This is a genomic window from Thioalkalivibrio denitrificans (assembly GCF_002000365.1).
In the GTDB taxonomy this organism is placed as follows: Bacteria; Pseudomonadota; Gammaproteobacteria; order Ectothiorhodospirales; family Ectothiorhodospiraceae; genus Thioalkalivibrio_A; species Thioalkalivibrio_A denitrificans.
The window spans coordinates 53628-71689 of sequence record NZ_MVBK01000008.1 but is presented as its reverse complement, the minus strand read 5'-3'; the positions used below and the strand labels follow the sequence as shown (position 1 = coordinate 71689).

Below are 18062 nucleotides of genomic sequence, written 5' to 3'. Positions count from 1 at the left end.
GAAGGATGAAGGCAGAGTGTACCCTCTCATTCAGCATTCAGCATTCAGCCCTCAGCCTTCATCCTTAACAAATCATGCGCTCCGTTTTCTACATCTCCGACGGCACCGGCATCACTGCCGAGACCTTGGGCCATACGCTGCTGACGCAGTTCGGTGACCTGAAGGTAAACCCGGTCAGCCTGCCGTTCGTGGATACCCCTGAGAAACTGGACGCCGTGCTGGTGCGCATCGCGCGGGCGGCGGACCATGACGGCGTGCCGCCGCTGGTATTCAGCACGTTGATCGACAGCCGGTTGCGCGAGGGCATTGCACACTGCAAGGGCGTGGTGTTCGATTTCTTCGACGCCTTCACGCCCCGGCTGGAGGAGGCCCTGGGCATGGAGGCGGCCCCGGCCACCGGGCGTTCCCACGGCATGGGTAACCTGCACACATACACGCGGCGCATCAACGCACTGCATTACGCCATGGCCAACGATGACGGCGCGCTCGTGCGCGAATACCCCATGGCGGACCTGATCCTCATCGGCGTATCACGCAGCGGCAAGACGCCGACATGTCTCTATCTGGCGCTTCAGTACGGCATCCAGGCTGCGAATTATCCGCTGACCGAGGATGATCTGGCGAGCGGCGACCTGCCCCGGCAGCTGGTGCCCTATCGCAACAAGCTCTTCGGCCTGACCGTGGATCCGGAACGCCTGCAGCAGATCCGCGCCGAGCGTCGTCCCGGCACCAAGTACGCCAGTCCCGAGCAATGCCGCCGCGAACTGGCGGCGGCCGAGTCCCTGTTCCGCCGCGAGCACATCCCCTTCCTGAACATCACCTTCATGTCCGTCGAGGAAATCGCCGCCACGCTGCTCAACCAGTCCGGTTTGCAGCGGCGCATCTGATTGTTTCAACCACGAAGCGCACGAAGTACACGAAGAGACCAGAACAAAGAAAAAACCTTTCTCTCGCAAAGACGCAAAGCACGCCAAGAAAACCAAAAGTAGTTTCTTGAAACACAGAAAGTTTCGTAGGTTGGGGTGAGCTGCGCGAACCCCAACAGCATTGGCGGCTATCAGACATCGCATGTTGGGGTTCGTTCCTCACCCCAACCTACCCGGTTTCAGATTCTCTTGGCGTTCTTTGCGAGAGGAATATGCTTTTGACTTCCTTCGTGTCCTTCGTGCGCTTCGTGGTTAAACAATCAGCACACTAGATCGAAGCCGCAATGCCGGTCAGCGTGTCCAGCCAGCGGTCGTCTCCGGTTACGAGGAACTCGGGGTTTCTGAGGGACTCTCGGGTGTTGTAGCGCAGCGGTTGGCCGTTAAGGTCCACCACCCGGCCGCCGGCCTCGCTGACGACGCACTGGGCCGCGGCGGTGTCCCACTCGCAGGTGGGGCCCAGGCGGGGGTAGACGTCGGCGCGGCCCTCCGCCACGAGGCAGAACTTCAGGGAACTGCCCATGCTGACCAGTTCATGATCACCCAGACGCTGCAGCAGTTGTTCCATGCGCTCCGTGCCGTGGGAGCGGCTGCCCGCGACCACGGGCCGGCGCCGGCGCCGGCTGATGCGTATGGGTTCCGGATCTCCGCCGTGGGTGATGCGCGACGCACCCAGACCCCGGGCCGCCGCATAACACACGTCCAGCACGGGTGCGTGGACGACACCGAGCACCGGCTCGTGATCGTGGATCAGGGCGATGTTCACGGTGAACTCGCCGTTGCGCTTGACGAATTCCCGGGTACCGTCCAGGGGGTCCACCAGCCAGTAGGTGCGCCAGGTCGAGCGTTCGGAGTAGGGTATGCCGTCGGATTCCTCCGACAGGACGGGCAGGTCGGGCGTCAGGTCCTTGAGGGCTGTGACGATGTGATGATGCGCCGCCATATCCGCTTCCGTGAGCGGCGAACGGTCGGCCTTCTCGCTGACCTCGAACGCCTGCTCGTAGACGTCCAGGATCAGCCGGCCTGCCTGGCGCGCGATGAGGCAGGCGTTGTTGCGCAGGTGTTCCAGCGAAAGTCCTTCAGGCAGATCTGTCAACGCCATGTCTTGATCCTGTCACGGGCCATGTAAAGGGCGGCGATACTGCGCGCCTCGGTGAAATCCTCGCGCCCGCTCAATTCCTCGATGCGGGCCAGCGGCCAGGGTACCACCTCGATATCCTCGGGCTCGTCACCCTGCATGCGCTGCGGGTGCAGGTCGCGGGCCAGCACCACGTGCGTGGTGTGGCTCAGGTATCCCGGGGCAATGGTGAGGGAGGTGAGGTGGATCAGTTCGCGGGCGCAGTATCCCACCTCCTCCATGATCTCCCGGTTGGCGGCGACGAGCATGTCCTCGCCGGGTTCGATGCGTCCCTTGGGCAGAGCGAGTTCGTATCGATGCGTGCCGGCGGCGTACTCCCTGATGAGCAGGACACGGCCGTCGTCCAGAACCGGCACGATCAGCACGGCGCCCCGGCCCGATCCCACCAGCCGTTCGTAGCGTGTGTTCACACCGTTGGAGAACTCCAGTTCGATCTCCTCCACATGGAACAGGCGACTGCGGGCAACGGTGCGGCTGCTGAGGATCTTTGGCTTTTCGGGCACTGCCGTCTCCTGCGTGGGACCCCCGATGATCTGATGCCGAATTGTACCGCAGTGCCCCGTCGCCTGTACGGACGGCGGGCCGAGTATCGGCGTCGCCGGGGGAGACTGACGGGGTGTGGCGTCGGGCGCTTTTGCGGGATAATGCCCCCTATGGCTGCACCCAAGAAATCAAATTCTGGCGCGCTGTCCTGGGATCAGGTGGATACCGTGATGCTGGACATGGACGGCACCCTGCTTGACCTGCACTTCGACAACCATTTCTGGCAGGAGCACCTGCCCGTGCGTCTGGCGCAGCTGCGGGGTGTGGACGAGGCGGAGATCCGCCCCTGGCTGATCGCGCGCACCAATGCCGTGCGCGGGCAGTTGTCCTGGTACTGCCTGGACTACTGGGCGCGGGAACTGGAGGTGGACATCCTGGCCCTCAAGCAGGAGGTCATTCATCTGATATCGGTGCACGAGCACGTGGAACCGTTCCTGGACGCCGTGCGCCGCAGCGGTCGTCACGTGATGCTGGTGACCAATGCGCACCGCCACAGCCTGGACCTCAAGCTGGCCTGTACCGAGATCGGCTGCCATTTCCACCAGGTGGTGACCGCCCACGATCTCGGTTGCGCCAAGGAGGAGCCGGGTTTCTGGGACAGGCTGCGCGAACAGACCCCCTTCAATCCTGCGTCGTCCCTGTTCGTGGACGACAACCTGGCCGTGTTGCGCGCCGCACGGGACTACGGTATCGCACACCTGCGCGCCGTACGCCGCCCCGACAGCCGCCGCCCCGAGATGGACACGGGCGAGTTTCCGGCGATCGGGGACTTCAGGGAACTCGGGTTTCCTTCGGAAGGTTGAAGGAGGAAGGATGAAGGCAGAGTGTAACCCGTGATTCCCCTCCCCTCATGGGGAGGGCCAGGGAGGGGTGGTTTCATTCAGCACTCAGCACTCAGCACTCAGCACTCAGCACTCAGCACTCAGCACTCAGCATTCAGCATTCAGCATTCAAGAGAAGGGTGGCTTCATTCATCCTTCATCCTTCGTCTTTCATCCTACGGATGAAAGACGCTCACCCTCTCTTCCACTTCTTGAACCGTTTCTTGCAGTATTTCAGCAGTGACTCGTAATCCGGGAAGTAGAGGTCGAATCCGTCTTCGGCGGGGGCGTCGTACTCGCAGTAGTCGTTTGTGTGTTCGCGGCAGATCTCGGGGCGCACGGCGTAGATGCCGCAGCGTCCGTCGGGTTGCAGGTGCGTGCACCGGGCCTCCACCAGCAGATACCAGCCGTCCTCGTCCTTGTAGGCCTTGACGTTCTCGTGGGAGACCTGCCAGAGCAGGTGCTCGAAGTCGTACTTGGAACGCGGCGTGTCGATTTCCTGCGTGATATAGGTGCAGCACTTGGAGTTGGTGCAGAAGTCGCACTTGTTCTCCGGGGTGATCTTCACGTTGGCGGCGGGACGTACGGGTATGTCGGCCAGTCGGTTCATGGGGGTCTCACTGCGGGTACTGAGGTTATATGCGGCACGGGTTCATGAGAGTCGCGCTGTCCGATGTCCTTCGGCAAGGGGATGATACCCAAGCACGCTGCTCATGTCCCGGTGCCGGGGTTATGCCGGTAGCGGGTGGGATCCGGTAACTCCGCCGCCCGGAAGGCTTCACGGCGCTGGCGGCACTGTGGGCAGGACCCGCAGTGGGTCTCGTAACCGAGCAGGCAGCTCCAGGTAACTGCAAAGTCCACGCCCAGTTCGTGGCCAAGCCGGATGACGCCGGCCTTGTCGCGATCGATCAGGGGGGTGGCGATCTCCAGTCCCGGCTGCAGGGTGTTTGCCAGCGTCCTGAAACGTTCCAGGAAGGACGACGAGGCGCTGGCATAGGCGGTCAGGTCCTCGCGATTGAGGGCCAGGGCGACCCGGGAGCTGCCGTCCCGACCGGCGTAGCTGATGGCGAGGGAGAGGATCACCAGATTGCGATGGGGCAGGGGTACGTGGGCCCGCCTGTTCAGGCCCTCGCGGAAGCGTTCCCCCACGGCCGCGAGATCGAGATGCACCGGCTTCAGGTCGTGCGCCGCACAAAGCCGTTGGGAGGCCGCTGCCTCGCGCTGTGCGCCCCGCTGGCCGTAATCCACCACCAGCGGCGTCACGGGGCCTCGGGACACCTCCATGGCCAGCAGGGTGGCGCTGTCGATGCCGCCACTCAGCAGAAGCACGGAACCGGCGGTCTGCCGGGGACTCGAAATTGACAAGGATGGCCCCATATTCAGGAGAGAAGGATTCCAGGCGCGAGGTACCGCAACCTATGAACCAGGCAATGTACAGCATCGGACAGATCATACATCACCGGTTGTTCGGCTATCGGGGCGTGGTCGTGGACGTGGATCCGGTCTTTCAGGGTACCGAGGAGTGGTACGAGGCCATGGCACAAAGCCGCCCGCCCCGCGACGAGCCCTGGTATCACGTCCTGGTGGATGGTCAGCCGGTGGAGACCTATGTGGCCCAGCGCAACCTCGAGCCGGGTGACCCGAGCGTGCCCGTGGAACATCCGTACGTGGAGACGTTCTTCAGCAGTTTCGAGAACGGCATGTATCGCGCACGGACCCAGGTGAACTGAACGCCGGCACCATGCTCGATCGCATCCGGGGCTTTTTCGAGCGGCACATCGCGCCGGCGTCACCTGACGTATCACCGCCGACGATCTCCCGTACCGCCGGCGATCCGGCCCACGGGCTGCACCTCGCCACGGCGGCGCTGCTGCTGGAAGTCAGTCGCGCGGATTTCCACGTTCACGACAAGGAGCTCACGGCCATCGCCGACATTCTGCAGCGCCAGTTCGATTTCACCGACGAGGAAACGCGCGAGTTGCTCGATCTGGCCCGGGCGGAAAGCGACGAATTGCTCTCACTGCATCCGTTCGTACGCCTGATCAACGAGCATTTCGACGCCCGGGCACGCGCCCGTATCATGGAAGACCTTTGGCTCGTCGCCTATGCAAAGGGCGAACTCGACAAGCACCAGGAGTACACCGTGCGCAAGATCGCCGACCTGCTGTACGTACCGCATTCGGTGTATATCAGGACCAAGCTCAAGGTGGAGGAACAGCAGAGGGGGGATGCTTGATTCAAGATTCAAGATTCAAGATTCAATATTCAAAGTTCAGGGGCGGCGTGCGAGATAGGCCCCTTTGAATTTTGAATCTTGAATATTGAATCCTGCAGTCAGGCGCCATGAAAAAGCCCGGCAATGCCGGGCTTTTTCATGGCGCCTGACTGCAGCGCTCAGATCATTTCCTTGAGATTCTTCAACGGCAGTACCTTGACCACCTTGCGCGCCGGCTTGGCCTTGAACATCATCTCTTCTCCCGTGGCGGGATTGCGGCCCTTGCGCGCCTTGGTGGCGGGCTTCTTGACCACCTTGATTTTGAGCAGGCCCGGCAGCGTGAACAGACCCGGACCGCGGGGCTTCACGCTTTTCTGGATGAGCCCCTGAAGCGAGTCCATGACTGCGCCCACATCCTTCTTGCTGAGGCCGGTTTCACTGGCGATGTGGGTGTAAATTTCCGTTTTCGTAGGGGCTTTCTGTGCCGCGCCGGAGGCGGCACCGGTCTTCTTTGCTGCCATGAAGTGGCTCCCGGTTGGAACGCGAAACGCGTTCGATTACAGATGAGTTGGTGTGAAACGCGGAATAAGATAGCACGATGGATTTGCACTGGCGAGACAGTTTTGAACAACCCTCGGGGCGTGTGCGCGGGCGCCGCGCACAGGGTCCGGAGCGATGGCCGTGATTGAGCATGGAACCCTCATCGCCGCCGTCCTGGTGGGGCTGCTCGGAGGCGTGCACTGCGCGGGCATGTGCGGCGGCATTGTCACCGCCCTGAGCCTGGGCACGGTGCGCGCGCCCGGCGTCGATGCAGGCCCGTCGCCCGGGGTCTCCTGGCCGCTGCTGCTGTCATATAACCTGGGCCGGTTGCTCAGCTACACGGCGGCCGGTGCGATCGCGGGCAGTGCCGGCTGGTTCGCGACGCGAATGATGGATGTCAACCAGGCGCAGTTGGTGCTCCAGGTCGTCGCCGGTCTGTTCATGGTGGCGCTGGGTCTTTACCTGGCAGGCTGGTGGCAGGCGCTGGCCCGCCTCGAGCGAGCCGGTGGCGTAGTCTGGCGCCGACTGGAACCCCTGGGCAGGCGCTTTCTGCCGGTGCGCCGACCTGGCCAGGCGCTGGCAGTGGGGCTGGTCTGGGGCTGGCTCCCCTGCGGTCTCGTCTACAGCGTACTGATCTGGTCCGTCGCGTCCGGCGGGCCCCTTCAGGGGGCCGCACTGATGGCCGCGTTCGGTCTTGGCACACTCCCGAACCTGTTGCTCATGGGCGTCATGGCGGCGAGTCTCGGCCGCTTTCTCGGCCGTCGGCCGGTGCGGGTATCGGCAGGTGTGCTGGTGGCGGGTTTCGGGCTGTTCATGGTGGTACAGGCCGTATTCACGGTGGGCCTGTGACCAGGATCCTGCTTCCTTCAGTGGGGTGTGCGACAGCCGTCCCTGGCCGGTCCGGTCAACGGGTGAAGAACTGCTGGCGGAAGCGCACCGCAAGGGGGTCGCCGTTTCGGGGCACGGCCTGAATGATGAAGTCCATGGTCTCGCCGTCGTCGATACCGATTTCCGCGATGTAGTAGATGGCGCTCTCATCCCGCAGTTCGCGAAAATCCAGCGACCGGGTCTGCCCGCGAAGATTGACGCTCTTGCCGGTCACGTGCGCGAGCTGCGGTTCGGCGCCTACGCCGAGGGTCTTCTTCAGGACGCTGATGTTGATCAGCGCCCGATTGCGGCTACGCGTAATGCCGTAGGAACGTGCGACTGCCGGTGATAGAAAGTCTGTGTTGATCGCGTTGTAGTGCACCACGTAATCGCCGAAGTCCTGCTGGCCGCCTGCCTGCGCTTTGGCGCCATTGGCGACCAGAAACGCGAATAGCAGCAGCACGGATATGAGATGCAATGGTTTCATATGGCGATGTTCCTCCGTCACGTGTCTTGTCTCCAGATGTCCATGGAGCCCCCCGATAAGGCCGCTCCTGAGCTGCAGTGTAGCCAAAAATCCCGACTGAAAGGTGGAGTTTCTGGACTGCAATTGATCCGGCTCATGGTTCGTTGCAGGGCGCAAGGAACACCAGCCCAGGCGCCGCAAAGCCCCGTGGAAGCCGCCTTAAGGGGGCGCACGGGTCAGACGTGCTGGGCTTCCGGCGGCGATAGCCGTTGTGCAATGTCCGTCCGGTCAGAATAGCGAACGCAACAGAATGAGCAGGACATTCAGACCGATGATGGCCACCAGCGGCGAGAGATCCACCATGCCCATCTGCGGCATGACGCGGCGTATGGGTTCCAGGATCGGCCGGTTGAGACTGTACAGCAGGCTTGCCAGCGGATTGCGGCTCATGTTGCCGCCGGCGGCCATGATCCAGCTCAGCACCACCTGAATGATGATGGCCACGATGTAGACGTAGATGAGCAGTTGCAGTACCTGAAACACGGTCACCAGAAACACGGTCCCGATGGCCGGCTGGAAACCTCTCAGGACGGCCAGTAGCCAGATCTCGAGCATCTTGAAGGCCACGATCAACAGCAGCACGGCCGTGTCGAGACGGCCAATTGAAGGCACGAAGCGGCGCAACAGCAGTACCGGGGGGTTGGTAATGGTGACGAGAAACTGGGAGATGGGGTTATAGAAGTCGGCCCGCGCCATCGCCAGGAGCATGCGCAGCATGAGCGCAATGACGTAAAGGCTGAGCAGAGTCGAGATGAGAAAGATGCTGATGTCCTGAAGCGGGGTCGGCATGGTGTCGGGACTCTCTGTTGGTTATTCGTTGATCAGTCCTTGCCCAGTTGATCCGCCAACTCACGGGAGCGGTCCCGGGCCGCGGTCAGGGCGCGCGTAAACAGCTCCCTGAAGCCGCCGCTCTCCAGAACCCGCAGCGCCTGTTCCGTGGTGCCTCCCCGGGAAGTGACCCGCGTGCGCAACGTGGCCGCGTCGTCTTCCGACTCCAGCGCGAGCTTGGCGGCTCCGAAGGCGGTTTGAAGCGCCAGGAGGCGAGCCGTCTCCCGCGGCAGTCCCAGTTGCACGCCGGCATCCTCCATCGCCTCCATGAGCAGGAAGCAATAGGCGGGTCCGCTGCCTGACAACGCCGTCACCGCGTCCAGTGCCGTCTCGTCATCCAGCCACACCGTCAGCCCGACGGCGCGCAGGATGGACTCGGCCACGGCCTTCTGGCCGGTGTCCACGCGGCTGTTGGCCGCCAGGGCCGTGGCGCCACTGCCAACCAGGGCGGGCGTGTTGGGCATGCAGCGTACCACCGGGAGGTCGCCGCCCAGCCAGCGCTCGATGTCCGCGCCACGCACCCCCGCGGCGATGGAGACCACCAGCGGCCGGCGTGACTGCACCGCCTCGGCGATACCTCGCGCCACGTCGCGCAGCACCTGCGGTTTGACAGCGAGCACCACCACATCGGCGTGGGCCACCGCTTCCCCGGCCTCTTCGTGGACGTGAACCGACGGCCAGCGCCGCAACACGGCGTCCCGTTGGCTTGCATCGGGATCCACGGCCCAGAGGGCGTCTTCCGGCCAGCCATCCTGGACCAGGCCGCCGATCAGGCTTCGGGCCATGTTGCCGGCCCCGATAAAGGCAATGGGTTCGTTCATGGCAGCACTCTTCCCGAACGTGTCATGGCGCAGATGATACTCACGGATTACCCGCCAAGGCCACCGGCGGCCTAGCAGCCTGTCGGACTTNNTTGCCATTCAGAGCCCCGCAAAAGCGCCAAGGCAAGGCGCACACCGCAGGCAATGGCAGGCCCTTGGCAAGGTGTGCACCCATCTGCCGGGAGCAGATGGGGACGGCCGCAGGCCGGCCCGAAGGGCGGACTCCAGGGATGGAGTCCGCAACGCCGCATTGGCGCTTTTGCGGGGCTCCCTTCGGGCGCGACTGTGCGGGCGTGTGGCGGTGTTACGCTTGCTTGAAAGGGGGTGGCCATTCCTGCGCAAGCGTGCCTTGCCACACGCCCGCACAGCCGCGCTGAATGGCAAGATATTTACGGGACACGACACTAGATGCAGTTGTGTATGGCAGTCACCCGGTGCGGCGTTCGCCGAACAGGGCCGTGCCCACGCGCACGATGGTGGCGCCCTCGGCGATGGCCGCCTCAAGATCATGGCTCATCCCCATGGAGAGAGTGTCCAGAGGGTGGCCCCGGTGCTGCAGATCCTCCAGCAGCGTGCGGAGACGGGCAAATGCCCGCCGCTGCGCTTGCTCGTCGTCGGTGGCGGCGGGTATGGCCATCAGGCCGCGCAGCTTCAGCCCCGCAAGCCCGGCCACGGCGTCGGCGAGTGCGGGCAGCGCGCCGGGGTCCACGCCGGACTTCGTCTGTTCGCCGCTGACGTTGACCTGCAGGCAGATCTCCAGCGCAGGCAGGTCCGCGGAGCGCTGCTCGCTCAGGCGGCGGGCGATTTTCTCCCGGTCCACGGAGTGCACCCAGTGGGCCACCTCCGCGATGAGCCGGGTCTTGTTGCTCTGAATCGGGCCGATGAAATGCCATTGCGGCGACTCCCCGGTCAGCGCCTGTGCCTTCTCCGCCAGTTCCTGTGCGTAGTTTTCCCCGAACAGACGTTGGCCGCAGGCGAGCGCCTCGCGGAGCTTTTCCACCGGCTGTGTCTTGCTTACGGCCAGCAGCGTGATGTCGCCGGGCAGCCGTCCGTGGCGCTGCGCGGCTTCATCGATGCGCGCCTGTACGCGCGCCAGTCTTTCTCCGAAGGAGGTCATGGCCCTGTGCTATATTCGATCTCGAACCCGGTGTCATGCCCGGGGCGGTGTCTTTTCCCGGTCTGCCGCGCATCTCCGGCCATCCGTCTGCCCGGTGTTATCTACCGTTCATGCGCGATGCCGCTTCACGCCCCGGCCGCCGGCGGGCAGACTCCGTGCAAAAGCGAGATTGGACGCCAGACTTGGGGGACTGAATGGACATTACGCAGCTGCTTGCGTTCGGGGTCAAGAACGGGGCCTCGGACCTGCATCTCTCCGCCGGCCTGCCACCCATGATCCGGGTGGACGGCGACGTCAGACGCATCAACGTACCCGCCCTGGAGCACAAGATTGTCCACGGCATGGTGTACGACATCATGAACGACAAACAGCGCAAGGATTTCGAGGAGTTCCTCGAGACGGATTTCTCGTTTGAAATCCCCGGGCTGGCCCGCTTTCGTGTCAACGCCTTCAATCACAACCGCGGCGCAGGGGCGGTGTTTCGTACCATCCCGAGCAAGATCCTCACCCTGGAGGAACTCAACTGCCCGCGCATCTTCGAAAAGATCTCCGAGTATCCCCGGGGTATCGTGCTGGTGACCGGGCCCACCGGCTCCGGTAAGTCCACCACCCTGGCGGCCATGATCAACCACAAGAACGAGACCGAGTATGGTCACATCCTCACCATTGAGGATCCCATCGAGTTCGTTCACGAGAGCAAGAAGTGCCTGGTCAACCAGCGCGAGGTGCATCGCGACACCCTGGGCTTCAACGAGGCCCTGCGCTCGGCGCTGCGCGAGGACCCGGACACCGTGCTGGTGGGTGAGATGCGCGATCTGGAAACCATCCGCCTGGCACTCACTGCGGCCGAGACCGGCCATCTGGTGTTTGGGACGCTGCATACGAGCTCCGCGGCCAAGACCATCGACCGCATCGTGGACGTCTTCCCGGCGGCGGAGAAGGACATGGTCCGCGCCATGCTCTCGGAATCCCTGCGCGCCGTGATCTCCCAGACGCTGCTCAAGCGCATCGGTGGCGGGCGCGTGGCCGCCCATGAGATCATGCTGGGTACCCCGGCAATCCGCAACCTGATCCGCGAGAACAAGATCGCCCAGATGTATTCCGCCATCCAGACCAGCCATGGCGTGGGCATGCAGACACTGGACGCCAGTCTCAAGGAACTGCTAGCCAAGGGCATCATCAGCAAGGAGGACGCGCGCCGCAAGGCGACCAGTCCGGATGCACTGTGAATCAGACATCTGATATCTGAGGTCTGACATCTGAAATCTGATATCTGGAATCTGAACCATGGATCGCGAAAAGGCCATACGTTTCATGCACGACCTGCTCCGGACCCTGTTGAGCAAGAAGGGTTCGGACCTGTTCATCACCGTGGGGGCGCCGCCCTCCATGAAGATCGACGGGCGCATGACGCCGATCACCAACCAGCCGCTCTCGCCGGCGCACACACAGGTGCTGGTGCGCTCCATCATGAACGACCGGCAGGCGGCCGAGTACGAACGCTGCCAGGAGTGCAACTTCGCCATCAGCCTGCCTGGTGTGTCGCGGTTCCGTGTCAACGCCTTCACCCAGCGCGGCACCTCCGGCATGGTGCTGCGCGTGATCACCACGGAGATCCCCTCCTTCGAGGAGCTGAACCTGCCGCTCCAGCTCAAGGATATCTCCATGACCCGGCGCGGGCTGGTGATCTTCGTGGGCGGCACGGGTTCGGGCAAGTCCACCTCGCTGGCGGCCATGCTCGGTTATCGCAACCAGAACAGCTATGGACACATCGTCACCATCGAGGATCCCATCGAGTTCGTCCACTCCCACATCAACTGCCTGGTGACGCAGCGCGAAGTCGGGGTGGATACGGACAACTACGAGATCGCGCTCAAGAACACCCTGCGCCAGGCGCCCGACGTGATCCTGATCGGCGAAATCCGCGACCGGGAGACCATGGACCATGCCATCGCGTTCGCCGAGACCGGCCATCTGTGCCTGTCCACCCTGCACGCCAACAGCACCAACCAGGCCCTGGACCGCATCATCAACTTCTTCCCCGAGGAGCGCCGACAGCAGCTGCTCATGGACCTGTCGCTGAACCTCAAGGGCGTCGTGTCCCAACGGCTGATCCCGAAGGTGGACGGCAAGGGGCGTGTGCCGGCCGTGGAGATCATGATCAACTCGCCGCTCATGGCAGACCTGATCTTCAAGGGCGAGGTGCACGAGATGAAGGAGCTGATAGCCAAGTCCAACGAACTGGGCATGCAGACCTTCGACCAGGCGCTGTTCAACCTCTTCGAGGCAGGCGACATCTCCTATGAGGACGCCCTGCGCAACGCCGATTCCGTCAACGATCTGCGCCTGCGCATCAAGCTCGACAGCAAGCGCGTGCGCAAGCAGGACCTGATGGACGAGGTCGGCCACCTGGAAGTGGAAGAGACGTCGGAACAATCCGGGATGCTTAAGTAAGGCGCTAGATACAAGATACAAGATGCAAGAGACAAGTAAGATCGATTTCGGGAGCTTCGGGCCACTCAGCGGATTGGCTTTGCCCCCCTCTTGCCTCTTGCCTCTTGTCTCTTGCCTCTGAGGCCGTCATGCATATCGAACCCTATCTCAAACTCATGGCGCAGAAGAATGCGTCGGACCTGTTCTTCACGGTGGGGGCGCCCGCCAGTGTGAAGATCGAGGGGGAGATGCGCCCCATCAGCCGCCATACGCTGGCGCCGGGGGCCGTCAAGGAGATGGCCTATGAACTCATGGACGAGCGCAAGATCGAGGAATTCGAGCGTACCCGGGAAATGAATATCGGTATCTCCGTGGAGGACCTGGGGCGGTTCCGCGTGAATATCTACGTGCAGCGCGGCGAAGTCTCCATGGTGATCCGTTATATCAAGTCCGAGGTGCCCACGATCGAGCAGCTGCACCTGCCCAATGTGCTCAAGGACCTGGTGCTCAACAAGAACGGGCTGGTGATCGTGGTGGGCTCCACCGGCTCGGGCAAGTCCACGTCCCTGGCGGCGATGCTGGACTACCGCAACGCCCAGACCCACGGCCACATACTGACGGTCGAGGATCCGATCGAGTATTCCTTCACCCACCGCAAGTCCATCGTGGGGCAGCGCGAGGTGGGGCTGGATACGCTCTCGTACGAGAACGCGCTGCGCGAGGCCATGCGCGAGGCGCCGGACATGATCATGATCGGCGAGATCCGCGACCTCAAGACCATGGAGGCCGCGTTGACCTATGCCGATACCGGCCACCTGGTGCTCTCCACGCTGCATGCGGTGAACGCCAGCCAGGCGCTGGATCGCATCATCAATTTCTTCCCGCCCGATTCCCGGCGCCAGATCCTCATGGACCTCTCGCTCAACATCAGGGGCATCATGTCCCAGCGCCTGGTGACCACCAAGGACGGCAGTCGCATGCCGGCCACCGAGGTGCTGCTCAATACGCCCTACATCGCCGAGCTGATCCGCAAGGGCGAGATCAACGGCATCAAGGAGATCATCGAGAAGGGCGCGTCGGTGGGCATGCACACCTTCGATCAGTCCCTGTTCGAACTCTACAAGGCCGGGAAGATCACGTTGCCGGAAGCCCTCTCCAAGGCCGATTCCCGCGGCGATCTGGAGTGGCGCATCCATTTCGGCGGCGGCGTGAAGTCACTGAAGCAGCAGGACGATTCGCTGCAGATGCCCAGCGACATGATCACACCGCCTTCCGAGAGCAGTCGCAAGCCCGCCACAAGCTTCGACGACCTCAAGCCGCTTGAGGATTCGAAGCTGGACAAGGGGCCGTAGGTCGGCCTTCAGGCCGACAAGCGAGTTCATGGTTGATTCCGCTGTCGGCCTGAAGGCCGACCTACAAGCGTATTTCAGAACACTGCCTTCGCATCAAACACCGGTCCGTCCACGCACACGCGCTTCATGGCCGGACCCTGGTCCGTCGTCACCTCTACCACGCAGCCGGCACACCCTCCCACGGCGCAGGCCATGAATTCCTCCAGAGATACCTGGCAGGGCAGGTGAAACTCCTCGGCCAGCTGCGCGCAGGCCTCGAGCATGGGGTGGGGGCCGCAGGCGAAGATCTCCACCTGTCGCCGCTCCGCCGTGTCCAGTGTCTCCAGCCAGAGCCGCGCCAGGTCGGTCACGTAGCCCTCGTGACATCCGGAGAATCCTGACAGGCTGGTGAGCCGGCAGGGGACGCCCCAGTCCTCCAGGAGCGGCATGGTGGCGATCACGCCATCGGGCATGCCCGGCACCATGATCTCCGAGGGTCTGGCGCGGAAGGGGAACGGCGCCTCCGAACCCATGAAGACCAGGGGCCGGTAGACCGGGTTGGTGCGAAGCCGCGAGGCGAGAAACACCATGGGCGGAATGCCCACACCGCCCCCCAGCAGCAGCGTCAGGGGCCGATCCCCGTGCGGCCGGAACGGTTGGCCGATGGGTCCCATGACGCTGAGGGTCTCTCCCACCGCGCGGCGAGCCAGCAATGCCGTGCCCTGTCCCACCGCCTTGTAGAGAAATTCCACCCAGCCCGCGTGCGGGTCGGTGCGCATGATGGACAGCGGCCGGCGCATGGGCAGCAAGGCATCGCAGCGGATGTGCGCAAAGCTGCCGGGTTCGGCCTTCGCGGCGCAACGGGGCGCGTGAACACGCAGGATGTACTGATCACCCGCAAAGGCGTCGTGGGCGAGGATCTCGGCGTCCTCGACGAAAATGGTGCCGCGATGTGTCTTTTTCATGGTTTGGGATCCGGCATGCGCAGGGTGCGAGTCGCAGCGCGGCGGTGAAATGCGCTAAAGGCCGAATGGACAGGATTAACAGGATTTACAAGATTTTTCAGGTTAAGGCCTTTTGCTTCAGGTCTTGATCATAACATCCTGTCAATCCATCCAAATCCTGTTAATCCTGTCCATTTTTTGTTTGTCTCAGTCCGACACCTGTTCGTGAATAACCCGTCCCGCCACCAGCGTGTGAGTGACGCGGCCGCGGAATTCCCAGCCGAAGAACGGGCTGTTGCGTCCCTGGCTGATCCAGTTGCCGGGCTCGGGTGTATAGGGCGTGTCCAGGTCCACGATGCACAGGTCGGCCCGGTGGCCGGGCGCCAGGGTGCCCACGGGGAGGCCCAGGATGCCGGCGGGGTTGCTGGTCACACGGCGGATGGCCTCCGCGAGGGAGAGTACGCCTTCCTCCACCAGCCTCAGTGTCAGGGGCAGGAGAGTCTCCAGGGCCGAGATACCCGGCCGTGTTTCGGGGAAGGGGGCCAGCTTGCTGTCCACTTCATGGGGCTGGTGATCGGAACAGATCGCCGACACGGCCCCCTCTGCCACCGCCTGGCGCAGGCCGTCGCGGTCACGTTGGCTGCGCAGGGGCGGTATCACGTGGCACAGCGTATTGAAGTCGGCCACGTCCATGTCCGTGAGAAACAGCTGATGCGCGGCCACGTCGGCGCTGACCGGCAGGCCGTCCACGCGGGCACGGGCCACCAGACGCGCCGCCCGGGTCGTGGACAACCGGCACAGGTGCACACGGGCGCCGGTCTGCTCGGAAAGCGCCAGGATCATGCCCAGCGCGGCGGTCTCAGCAGCCTCGGGGATGCCGGGCAATCCGAGGCGCGTGCCCACGGGGCCTTCGTGCACACAGCCGCGGGCATTGAGGGACCAGTCGATGGGGTGCAGGAAGACCGTCAGTTCATGGCTGGCGGCATACTCCATGGCCCGGCGCAGCAGCAGGTGGCTCGCCATGGGTTTCAGGGCCTGGCTGACGCCGAGTACGCCGGCGCGTTTCAGCGCCGCCATCTCCGAGAGTTGTTCGCCGCCGAGGCCGGCGGTGAGGGCGCCGAGGGCGTGCACCCGCACACCGCAGGCCTGCTTGGCGCGGCGGGTGATCAGCTCCACCTCCGCCGGAGAATCCACCGGTGGGCCGGTGTCCGGGGGGCAGCACAGGGTGGTGATGCCGGCGCTTGCGGCGGCGCGGGTCTCCGAGGCGATGGTGGCCTTGTGCTCCTCTCCGGGCTCGCGCATCCGGGCCGCCAGGTCCACAAGGCCCGGAATCACCAGCCGGCCGGCGGCATCGATGTGCCGCTGGGGTTCAAAGCCTTCGGGGGCCTCGTCCAGGGCCACCACCATGTCCTTCTGTATGTAGATGCGCGTGTTGCGATCCACTCCCTGGGCCGGGTCCAGCAGGCGCGCGTTGTCGATGAGCAGCTTCACGGGTTGACGCTCCCGCCCATGATCATGGACATCACCGCCATGCGCACGGCGATGCCGTAGGTGACCTGTTCGAGAATCACCGACTGCGGCCCATCAGCTACGCGGGAGTCGATCTCCACGCCGCGATTCGCCGGGCCCGGGTGCATCACCAGACACTTGGGCTTGGCCAGTGCCAGGCGTTCCTGGGTGAGGCCGTAGAGCTGGAAGAACTCATGCTCCGACGGCAGCAGCCCGGCCTCCATGCGTTCCCGCTGCAGGCGCAGCATGATGACCACGTCCACGTCGCGCAGCCCGGCGCGGATGTCGTTGTAGACGTGCACGCCCAGGGACTCGACATGGGCAGGAAGCAGGGACTGCGGGGCGATCACACGGATCTCGCCGGTATTGAGGATGTTGAGGGCGTGGATCTGTGAGCGCGCGACGCGTGAATGCAGGATGTCACCGACGATGGCCACCCGAAGCGCGCCGAAGTCGCCCTTGTGGCGGCGGATCGTGAACATGTCCAGCAGGGCCTGCGTGGGGTGCGCGTGCCGGCCGTCGCCGGCGTTGAGCACACTGACGTGCGGTGCCACGTGACGGGCAATGAAGTGGGCGGCGCCGCTGGCCTCGTGGCGCACCACGAACATGTCCACGTACATGGCCTCCAGGTTGCGCAGCGTATCCAGCAGGCTTTCGCCCTTGACCGTGGCGGATGCCGAGATGTTGATGTTGAGCACGTCCGCCGACAGACGTTTGGCCGCCAGCTCGAAGGTGGTGCGTGTCCGAGTGCTGGCCTCGAAGAACAGGTTGACCACGGTCTTGCCGCGCAGCAGCGGCACCTTCTTCACCGACTGGGCATTCATGCTGGCGAAGGATTCCGCCGTGTCCAGGATTTCGGTGATCAGTTCCCGGGACAGGCCCTCGATCGAGAGCAGGTGACGAAGCCGGCCCTCCTCGTTGAACTGCAGGCTCGCCGGCAGCGGGCCCGGCGCCGACACGAGCCGCGGAGCATCGGCCGCGCTGCTCACGGCTGCTCCTTGATGCTGGCCACCTCCAGCCTGAGAGGGTCCGGCCCGCGCAGCTTGACCTGCTGGTCGGGGCGCAGGCTGAGGTGCTGGCCGGCCACCTGCGCCTCGATGGGCAGCTCGCGCCCGTCGCGTTCCACCAGCACCGCCAGGGTCACGGAGGCGGGGCGTCCGTAATCGAAGATCTCGTTGAGGGCCGCGCGTATGGTGCGCCCCGTGTACAGGACGTCGTCCACCAGCACGATGTGGCGGTCGTCCACCCCGAAGGGCAGGCTGGACGGTTTGACCTGCGGGTGCATGCCGATGCGGCTGAAGTCGTCCCGGTAGAAGCTGATGTCGAGCTTGCCCAGGGGCTGGGAAAGTCCGAGGCGGCGGTGCAGCGCCTCTGCCACCCAGACGCCCCCGGTGTGGATGCCGATCATGACGGGGTCGGGCGTGCCCCGCGCGCTCAGGCGCTGCTTCAGTGTCTCCGCCATGCGGTTGAGCACCGTCTGCAGGTCGTCAGTCAGGGATTCTTCCG

21 protein-coding genes are annotated in these 18062 nt (G+C 63.9%); 8 read left to right on the top strand and 13 right to left on the bottom strand.

Translation table 11 applies throughout. The features are described 5' to 3' along the window. Window positions 1–74: 74 nt before the first annotated feature. On the top strand, window positions 75–887 hold the full coding sequence (ppsR, locus tag B1C78_RS01800; RefSeq protein WP_077277425.1) for a posphoenolpyruvate synthetase regulatory kinase/phosphorylase PpsR: 813 nt from the start codon (window positions 75–77) through the stop codon (window positions 885–887). Window positions 888–1194: 307 nt separating this feature from the next. Here ppsR and cysQ read toward each other — a convergent pair whose 3' ends face one another. Together cysQ and nudE are read right to left on the bottom strand one after the other, a co-directional pair. After that, window positions 1195–2025: a 3'(2'),5'-bisphosphate nucleotidase CysQ gene (gene cysQ, locus B1C78_RS01795; protein WP_077277424.1), complete on the bottom strand. Its 831-nt coding sequence runs from the start codon at window positions 2023–2025 to the stop codon at window positions 1195–1197. After that, on the bottom strand, window positions 2016–2564 hold the full coding sequence (gene nudE, locus B1C78_RS01790; protein WP_077277423.1) for an ADP compounds hydrolase NudE: 549 nt from the start codon (window positions 2562–2564) through the stop codon (window positions 2016–2018). The genes cysQ and nudE overlap by 10 nt, the downstream gene beginning before the upstream one ends. Before the next feature lie 150 nt (window positions 2565–2714). On the opposite strand from nudE, the gene yrfG reads away from it, so the two are divergent. Beyond that, complete coding sequence (yrfG, locus tag B1C78_RS01785) at window positions 2715–3407, top strand: GMP/IMP nucleotidase (RefSeq protein ID WP_077277422.1); 693 nt, start codon at window positions 2715–2717, stop codon at window positions 3405–3407. Between the two features lie 211 nt (window positions 3408–3618). Here the strand turns inward: yrfG and B1C78_RS01780 are convergent, their stop codons facing one another. Both B1C78_RS01780 and B1C78_RS01775 read right to left on the bottom strand, forming a co-directional pair. Further along, the gene (locus tag B1C78_RS01780; RefSeq protein ID WP_077277421.1) at window positions 3619–4035 is read right to left on the bottom strand and encodes a YkgJ family cysteine cluster protein; all 417 of its coding nucleotides are present in this window, start codon (window positions 4033–4035) and stop codon (window positions 3619–3621) included. A gap of 101 nt (window positions 4036–4136) precedes the next feature. Next, window positions 4137–4790 (bottom strand): 7-cyano-7-deazaguanine synthase, encoded by a 654-nt coding sequence (locus B1C78_RS01775; RefSeq protein WP_077277420.1) that lies wholly within the window; start codon window positions 4788–4790, stop codon window positions 4137–4139. A 53-nt stretch (window positions 4791–4843) separates the two neighbouring features. Here B1C78_RS01775 and hspQ point away from each other — a divergent pair, with 53 nt between their 5' ends. Continuing rightward, complete coding sequence (gene hspQ / locus B1C78_RS01770) at window positions 4844–5155, top strand: heat shock protein HspQ (protein WP_077277419.1); 312 nt, start codon at window positions 4844–4846, stop codon at window positions 5153–5155. Between the two features lie 11 nt (window positions 5156–5166). Continuing rightward, the gene (locus B1C78_RS01765; protein ID WP_077277418.1) at window positions 5167–5661 is read left to right on the top strand and encodes a tellurite resistance TerB family protein; all 495 of its coding nucleotides are present in this window, start codon (window positions 5167–5169) and stop codon (window positions 5659–5661) included. A 158-nt stretch (window positions 5662–5819) separates the two neighbouring features. Here the strand turns inward: B1C78_RS01765 and B1C78_RS01760 are convergent, their stop codons facing one another. Beyond that, window positions 5820–6161 (bottom strand): HU family DNA-binding protein, encoded by a 342-nt coding sequence (locus B1C78_RS01760; RefSeq protein WP_077277417.1) that lies wholly within the window; start codon window positions 6159–6161, stop codon window positions 5820–5822. 160 nt (window positions 6162–6321) lie between these two features. Here B1C78_RS01760 and B1C78_RS01755 point away from each other — a divergent pair, with 160 nt between their 5' ends. Continuing rightward, window positions 6322–7029 (top strand): sulfite exporter TauE/SafE family protein, encoded by a 708-nt coding sequence (locus B1C78_RS01755; RefSeq protein ID WP_077277447.1) that lies wholly within the window; start codon window positions 6322–6324, stop codon window positions 7027–7029. A 55-nt stretch (window positions 7030–7084) separates the two neighbouring features. Here B1C78_RS01755 and B1C78_RS01750 read toward each other — a convergent pair whose 3' ends face one another. The 4 genes from B1C78_RS01750 to B1C78_RS01735 form a co-directional block, all read right to left on the bottom strand. Further along, complete coding sequence (locus tag B1C78_RS01750) at window positions 7085–7534, bottom strand: DUF4426 domain-containing protein (RefSeq protein WP_077277416.1); 450 nt, start codon at window positions 7532–7534, stop codon at window positions 7085–7087. Between the two features lie 267 nt (window positions 7535–7801). Next, a complete protein-coding gene (locus B1C78_RS01745) occupies window positions 7802–8362 on the bottom strand; it encodes a YggT family protein (protein WP_077277415.1) in 561 nt (186 codons plus the stop codon). A gap of 32 nt (window positions 8363–8394) precedes the next feature. Then, window positions 8395–9222, bottom strand: a complete 828-nt coding sequence (gene proC, locus B1C78_RS01740) for a pyrroline-5-carboxylate reductase (RefSeq protein WP_077277414.1) — start codon at window positions 9220–9222, stop codon at window positions 8395–8397. A gap of 427 nt (window positions 9223–9649) precedes the next feature. Beyond that, window positions 9650–10339: a YggS family pyridoxal phosphate-dependent enzyme gene (locus B1C78_RS01735; RefSeq protein ID WP_077277413.1), complete on the bottom strand. Its 690-nt coding sequence runs from the start codon at window positions 10337–10339 to the stop codon at window positions 9650–9652. 194 nt (window positions 10340–10533) lie between these two features. Here B1C78_RS01735 and B1C78_RS01730 point away from each other — a divergent pair, with 194 nt between their 5' ends. The 3 genes from B1C78_RS01730 to B1C78_RS01720 all read left to right on the top strand — a co-directional run bounded on the left by B1C78_RS01730 (window position 10534) and on the right by B1C78_RS01720 (window position 14124). Continuing rightward, window positions 10534–11568 (top strand): type IV pilus twitching motility protein PilT, encoded by a 1035-nt coding sequence (locus B1C78_RS01730; RefSeq protein ID WP_077277412.1) that lies wholly within the window; start codon window positions 10534–10536, stop codon window positions 11566–11568. A gap of 58 nt (window positions 11569–11626) precedes the next feature. Next, complete coding sequence (locus B1C78_RS01725) at window positions 11627–12793, top strand: PilT/PilU family type 4a pilus ATPase (protein WP_077277411.1); 1167 nt, start codon at window positions 11627–11629, stop codon at window positions 12791–12793. A 128-nt stretch (window positions 12794–12921) separates the two neighbouring features. Beyond that, the gene (locus tag B1C78_RS01720) at window positions 12922–14124 is read left to right on the top strand and encodes a PilT/PilU family type 4a pilus ATPase (protein ID WP_077277410.1); all 1203 of its coding nucleotides are present in this window, start codon (window positions 12922–12924) and stop codon (window positions 14122–14124) included. Between the two features lie 74 nt (window positions 14125–14198). Here the strand turns inward: B1C78_RS01720 and B1C78_RS01715 are convergent, their stop codons facing one another. The 4 genes from B1C78_RS01715 to pyrR all read right to left on the bottom strand — a co-directional run bounded on the left by B1C78_RS01715 (window position 14199) and on the right by pyrR (window position 18051). Further along, window positions 14199–15068: a dihydroorotate dehydrogenase electron transfer subunit gene (locus B1C78_RS01715; RefSeq protein ID WP_077277409.1), complete on the bottom strand. Its 870-nt coding sequence runs from the start codon at window positions 15066–15068 to the stop codon at window positions 14199–14201. A gap of 186 nt (window positions 15069–15254) precedes the next feature. After that, on the bottom strand, window positions 15255–16538 hold the full coding sequence (locus tag B1C78_RS01710; protein ID WP_077277408.1) for a dihydroorotase: 1284 nt from the start codon (window positions 16536–16538) through the stop codon (window positions 15255–15257). Then, window positions 16535–17545 (bottom strand): aspartate carbamoyltransferase catalytic subunit, encoded by a 1011-nt coding sequence (locus B1C78_RS01705; protein ID WP_077277407.1) that lies wholly within the window; start codon window positions 17543–17545, stop codon window positions 16535–16537. Before B1C78_RS01705 ends, B1C78_RS01710 begins: the two co-directional genes overlap by 4 nt. Next, window positions 17542–18051 (bottom strand): bifunctional pyr operon transcriptional regulator/uracil phosphoribosyltransferase PyrR, encoded by a 510-nt coding sequence (pyrR, locus tag B1C78_RS01700; RefSeq protein WP_077277446.1) that lies wholly within the window; start codon window positions 18049–18051, stop codon window positions 17542–17544. Before pyrR ends, B1C78_RS01705 begins: the two co-directional genes overlap by 4 nt. Window positions 18052–18062: the final 11 nt, after the last annotated feature.

Coding starts and splice junctions, on each gene's coding strand:
- cysQ (WP_077277424.1), bottom strand. CDS start 2,025: ATGGCGTTGACAGATCTGCCTGAAGGACTTTCGCTGGAACACCTGCGC.
- B1C78_RS01745 (WP_077277415.1), bottom strand. CDS start 8,362: ATGCCGACCCCGCTTCAGGACATCAGCATCTTTCTCATCTCGACTCTG.
- yrfG (WP_077277422.1), top strand. CDS start 2,715: ATGGCTGCACCCAAGAAATCAAATTCTGGCGCGCTGTCCTGGGATCAG.
- B1C78_RS01725 (WP_077277411.1), top strand. CDS start 11,627: ATGGATCGCGAAAAGGCCATACGTTTCATGCACGACCTGCTCCGGACC.
- B1C78_RS01720 (WP_077277410.1), top strand. CDS start 12,922: ATGCATATCGAACCCTATCTCAAACTCATGGCGCAGAAGAATGCGTCG.
- B1C78_RS01730 (WP_077277412.1), top strand. CDS start 10,534: ATGGACATTACGCAGCTGCTTGCGTTCGGGGTCAAGAACGGGGCCTCG.
- B1C78_RS01760 (WP_077277417.1), bottom strand. CDS start 6,161: ATGGCAGCAAAGAAGACCGGTGCCGCCTCCGGCGCGGCACAGAAAGCC.
- B1C78_RS01765 (WP_077277418.1), top strand. CDS start 5,167: ATGCTCGATCGCATCCGGGGCTTTTTCGAGCGGCACATCGCGCCGGCG.
- B1C78_RS01715 (WP_077277409.1), bottom strand. CDS start 15,068: ATGAAAAAGACACATCGCGGCACCATTTTCGTCGAGGACGCCGAGATC.
- hspQ (WP_077277419.1), top strand. CDS start 4,844: ATGAACCAGGCAATGTACAGCATCGGACAGATCATACATCACCGGTTG.
- B1C78_RS01735 (WP_077277413.1), bottom strand. CDS start 10,339: ATGACCTCCTTCGGAGAAAGACTGGCGCGCGTACAGGCGCGCATCGAT.
- B1C78_RS01780 (WP_077277421.1), bottom strand. CDS start 4,035: ATGAACCGACTGGCCGACATACCCGTACGTCCCGCCGCCAACGTGAAG.
- ppsR (WP_077277425.1), top strand. CDS start 75: ATGCGCTCCGTTTTCTACATCTCCGACGGCACCGGCATCACTGCCGAG.
- proC (WP_077277414.1), bottom strand. CDS start 9,222: ATGAACGAACCCATTGCCTTTATCGGGGCCGGCAACATGGCCCGAAGC.
- B1C78_RS01750 (WP_077277416.1), bottom strand. CDS start 7,534: ATGAAACCATTGCATCTCATATCCGTGCTGCTGCTATTCGCGTTTCTG.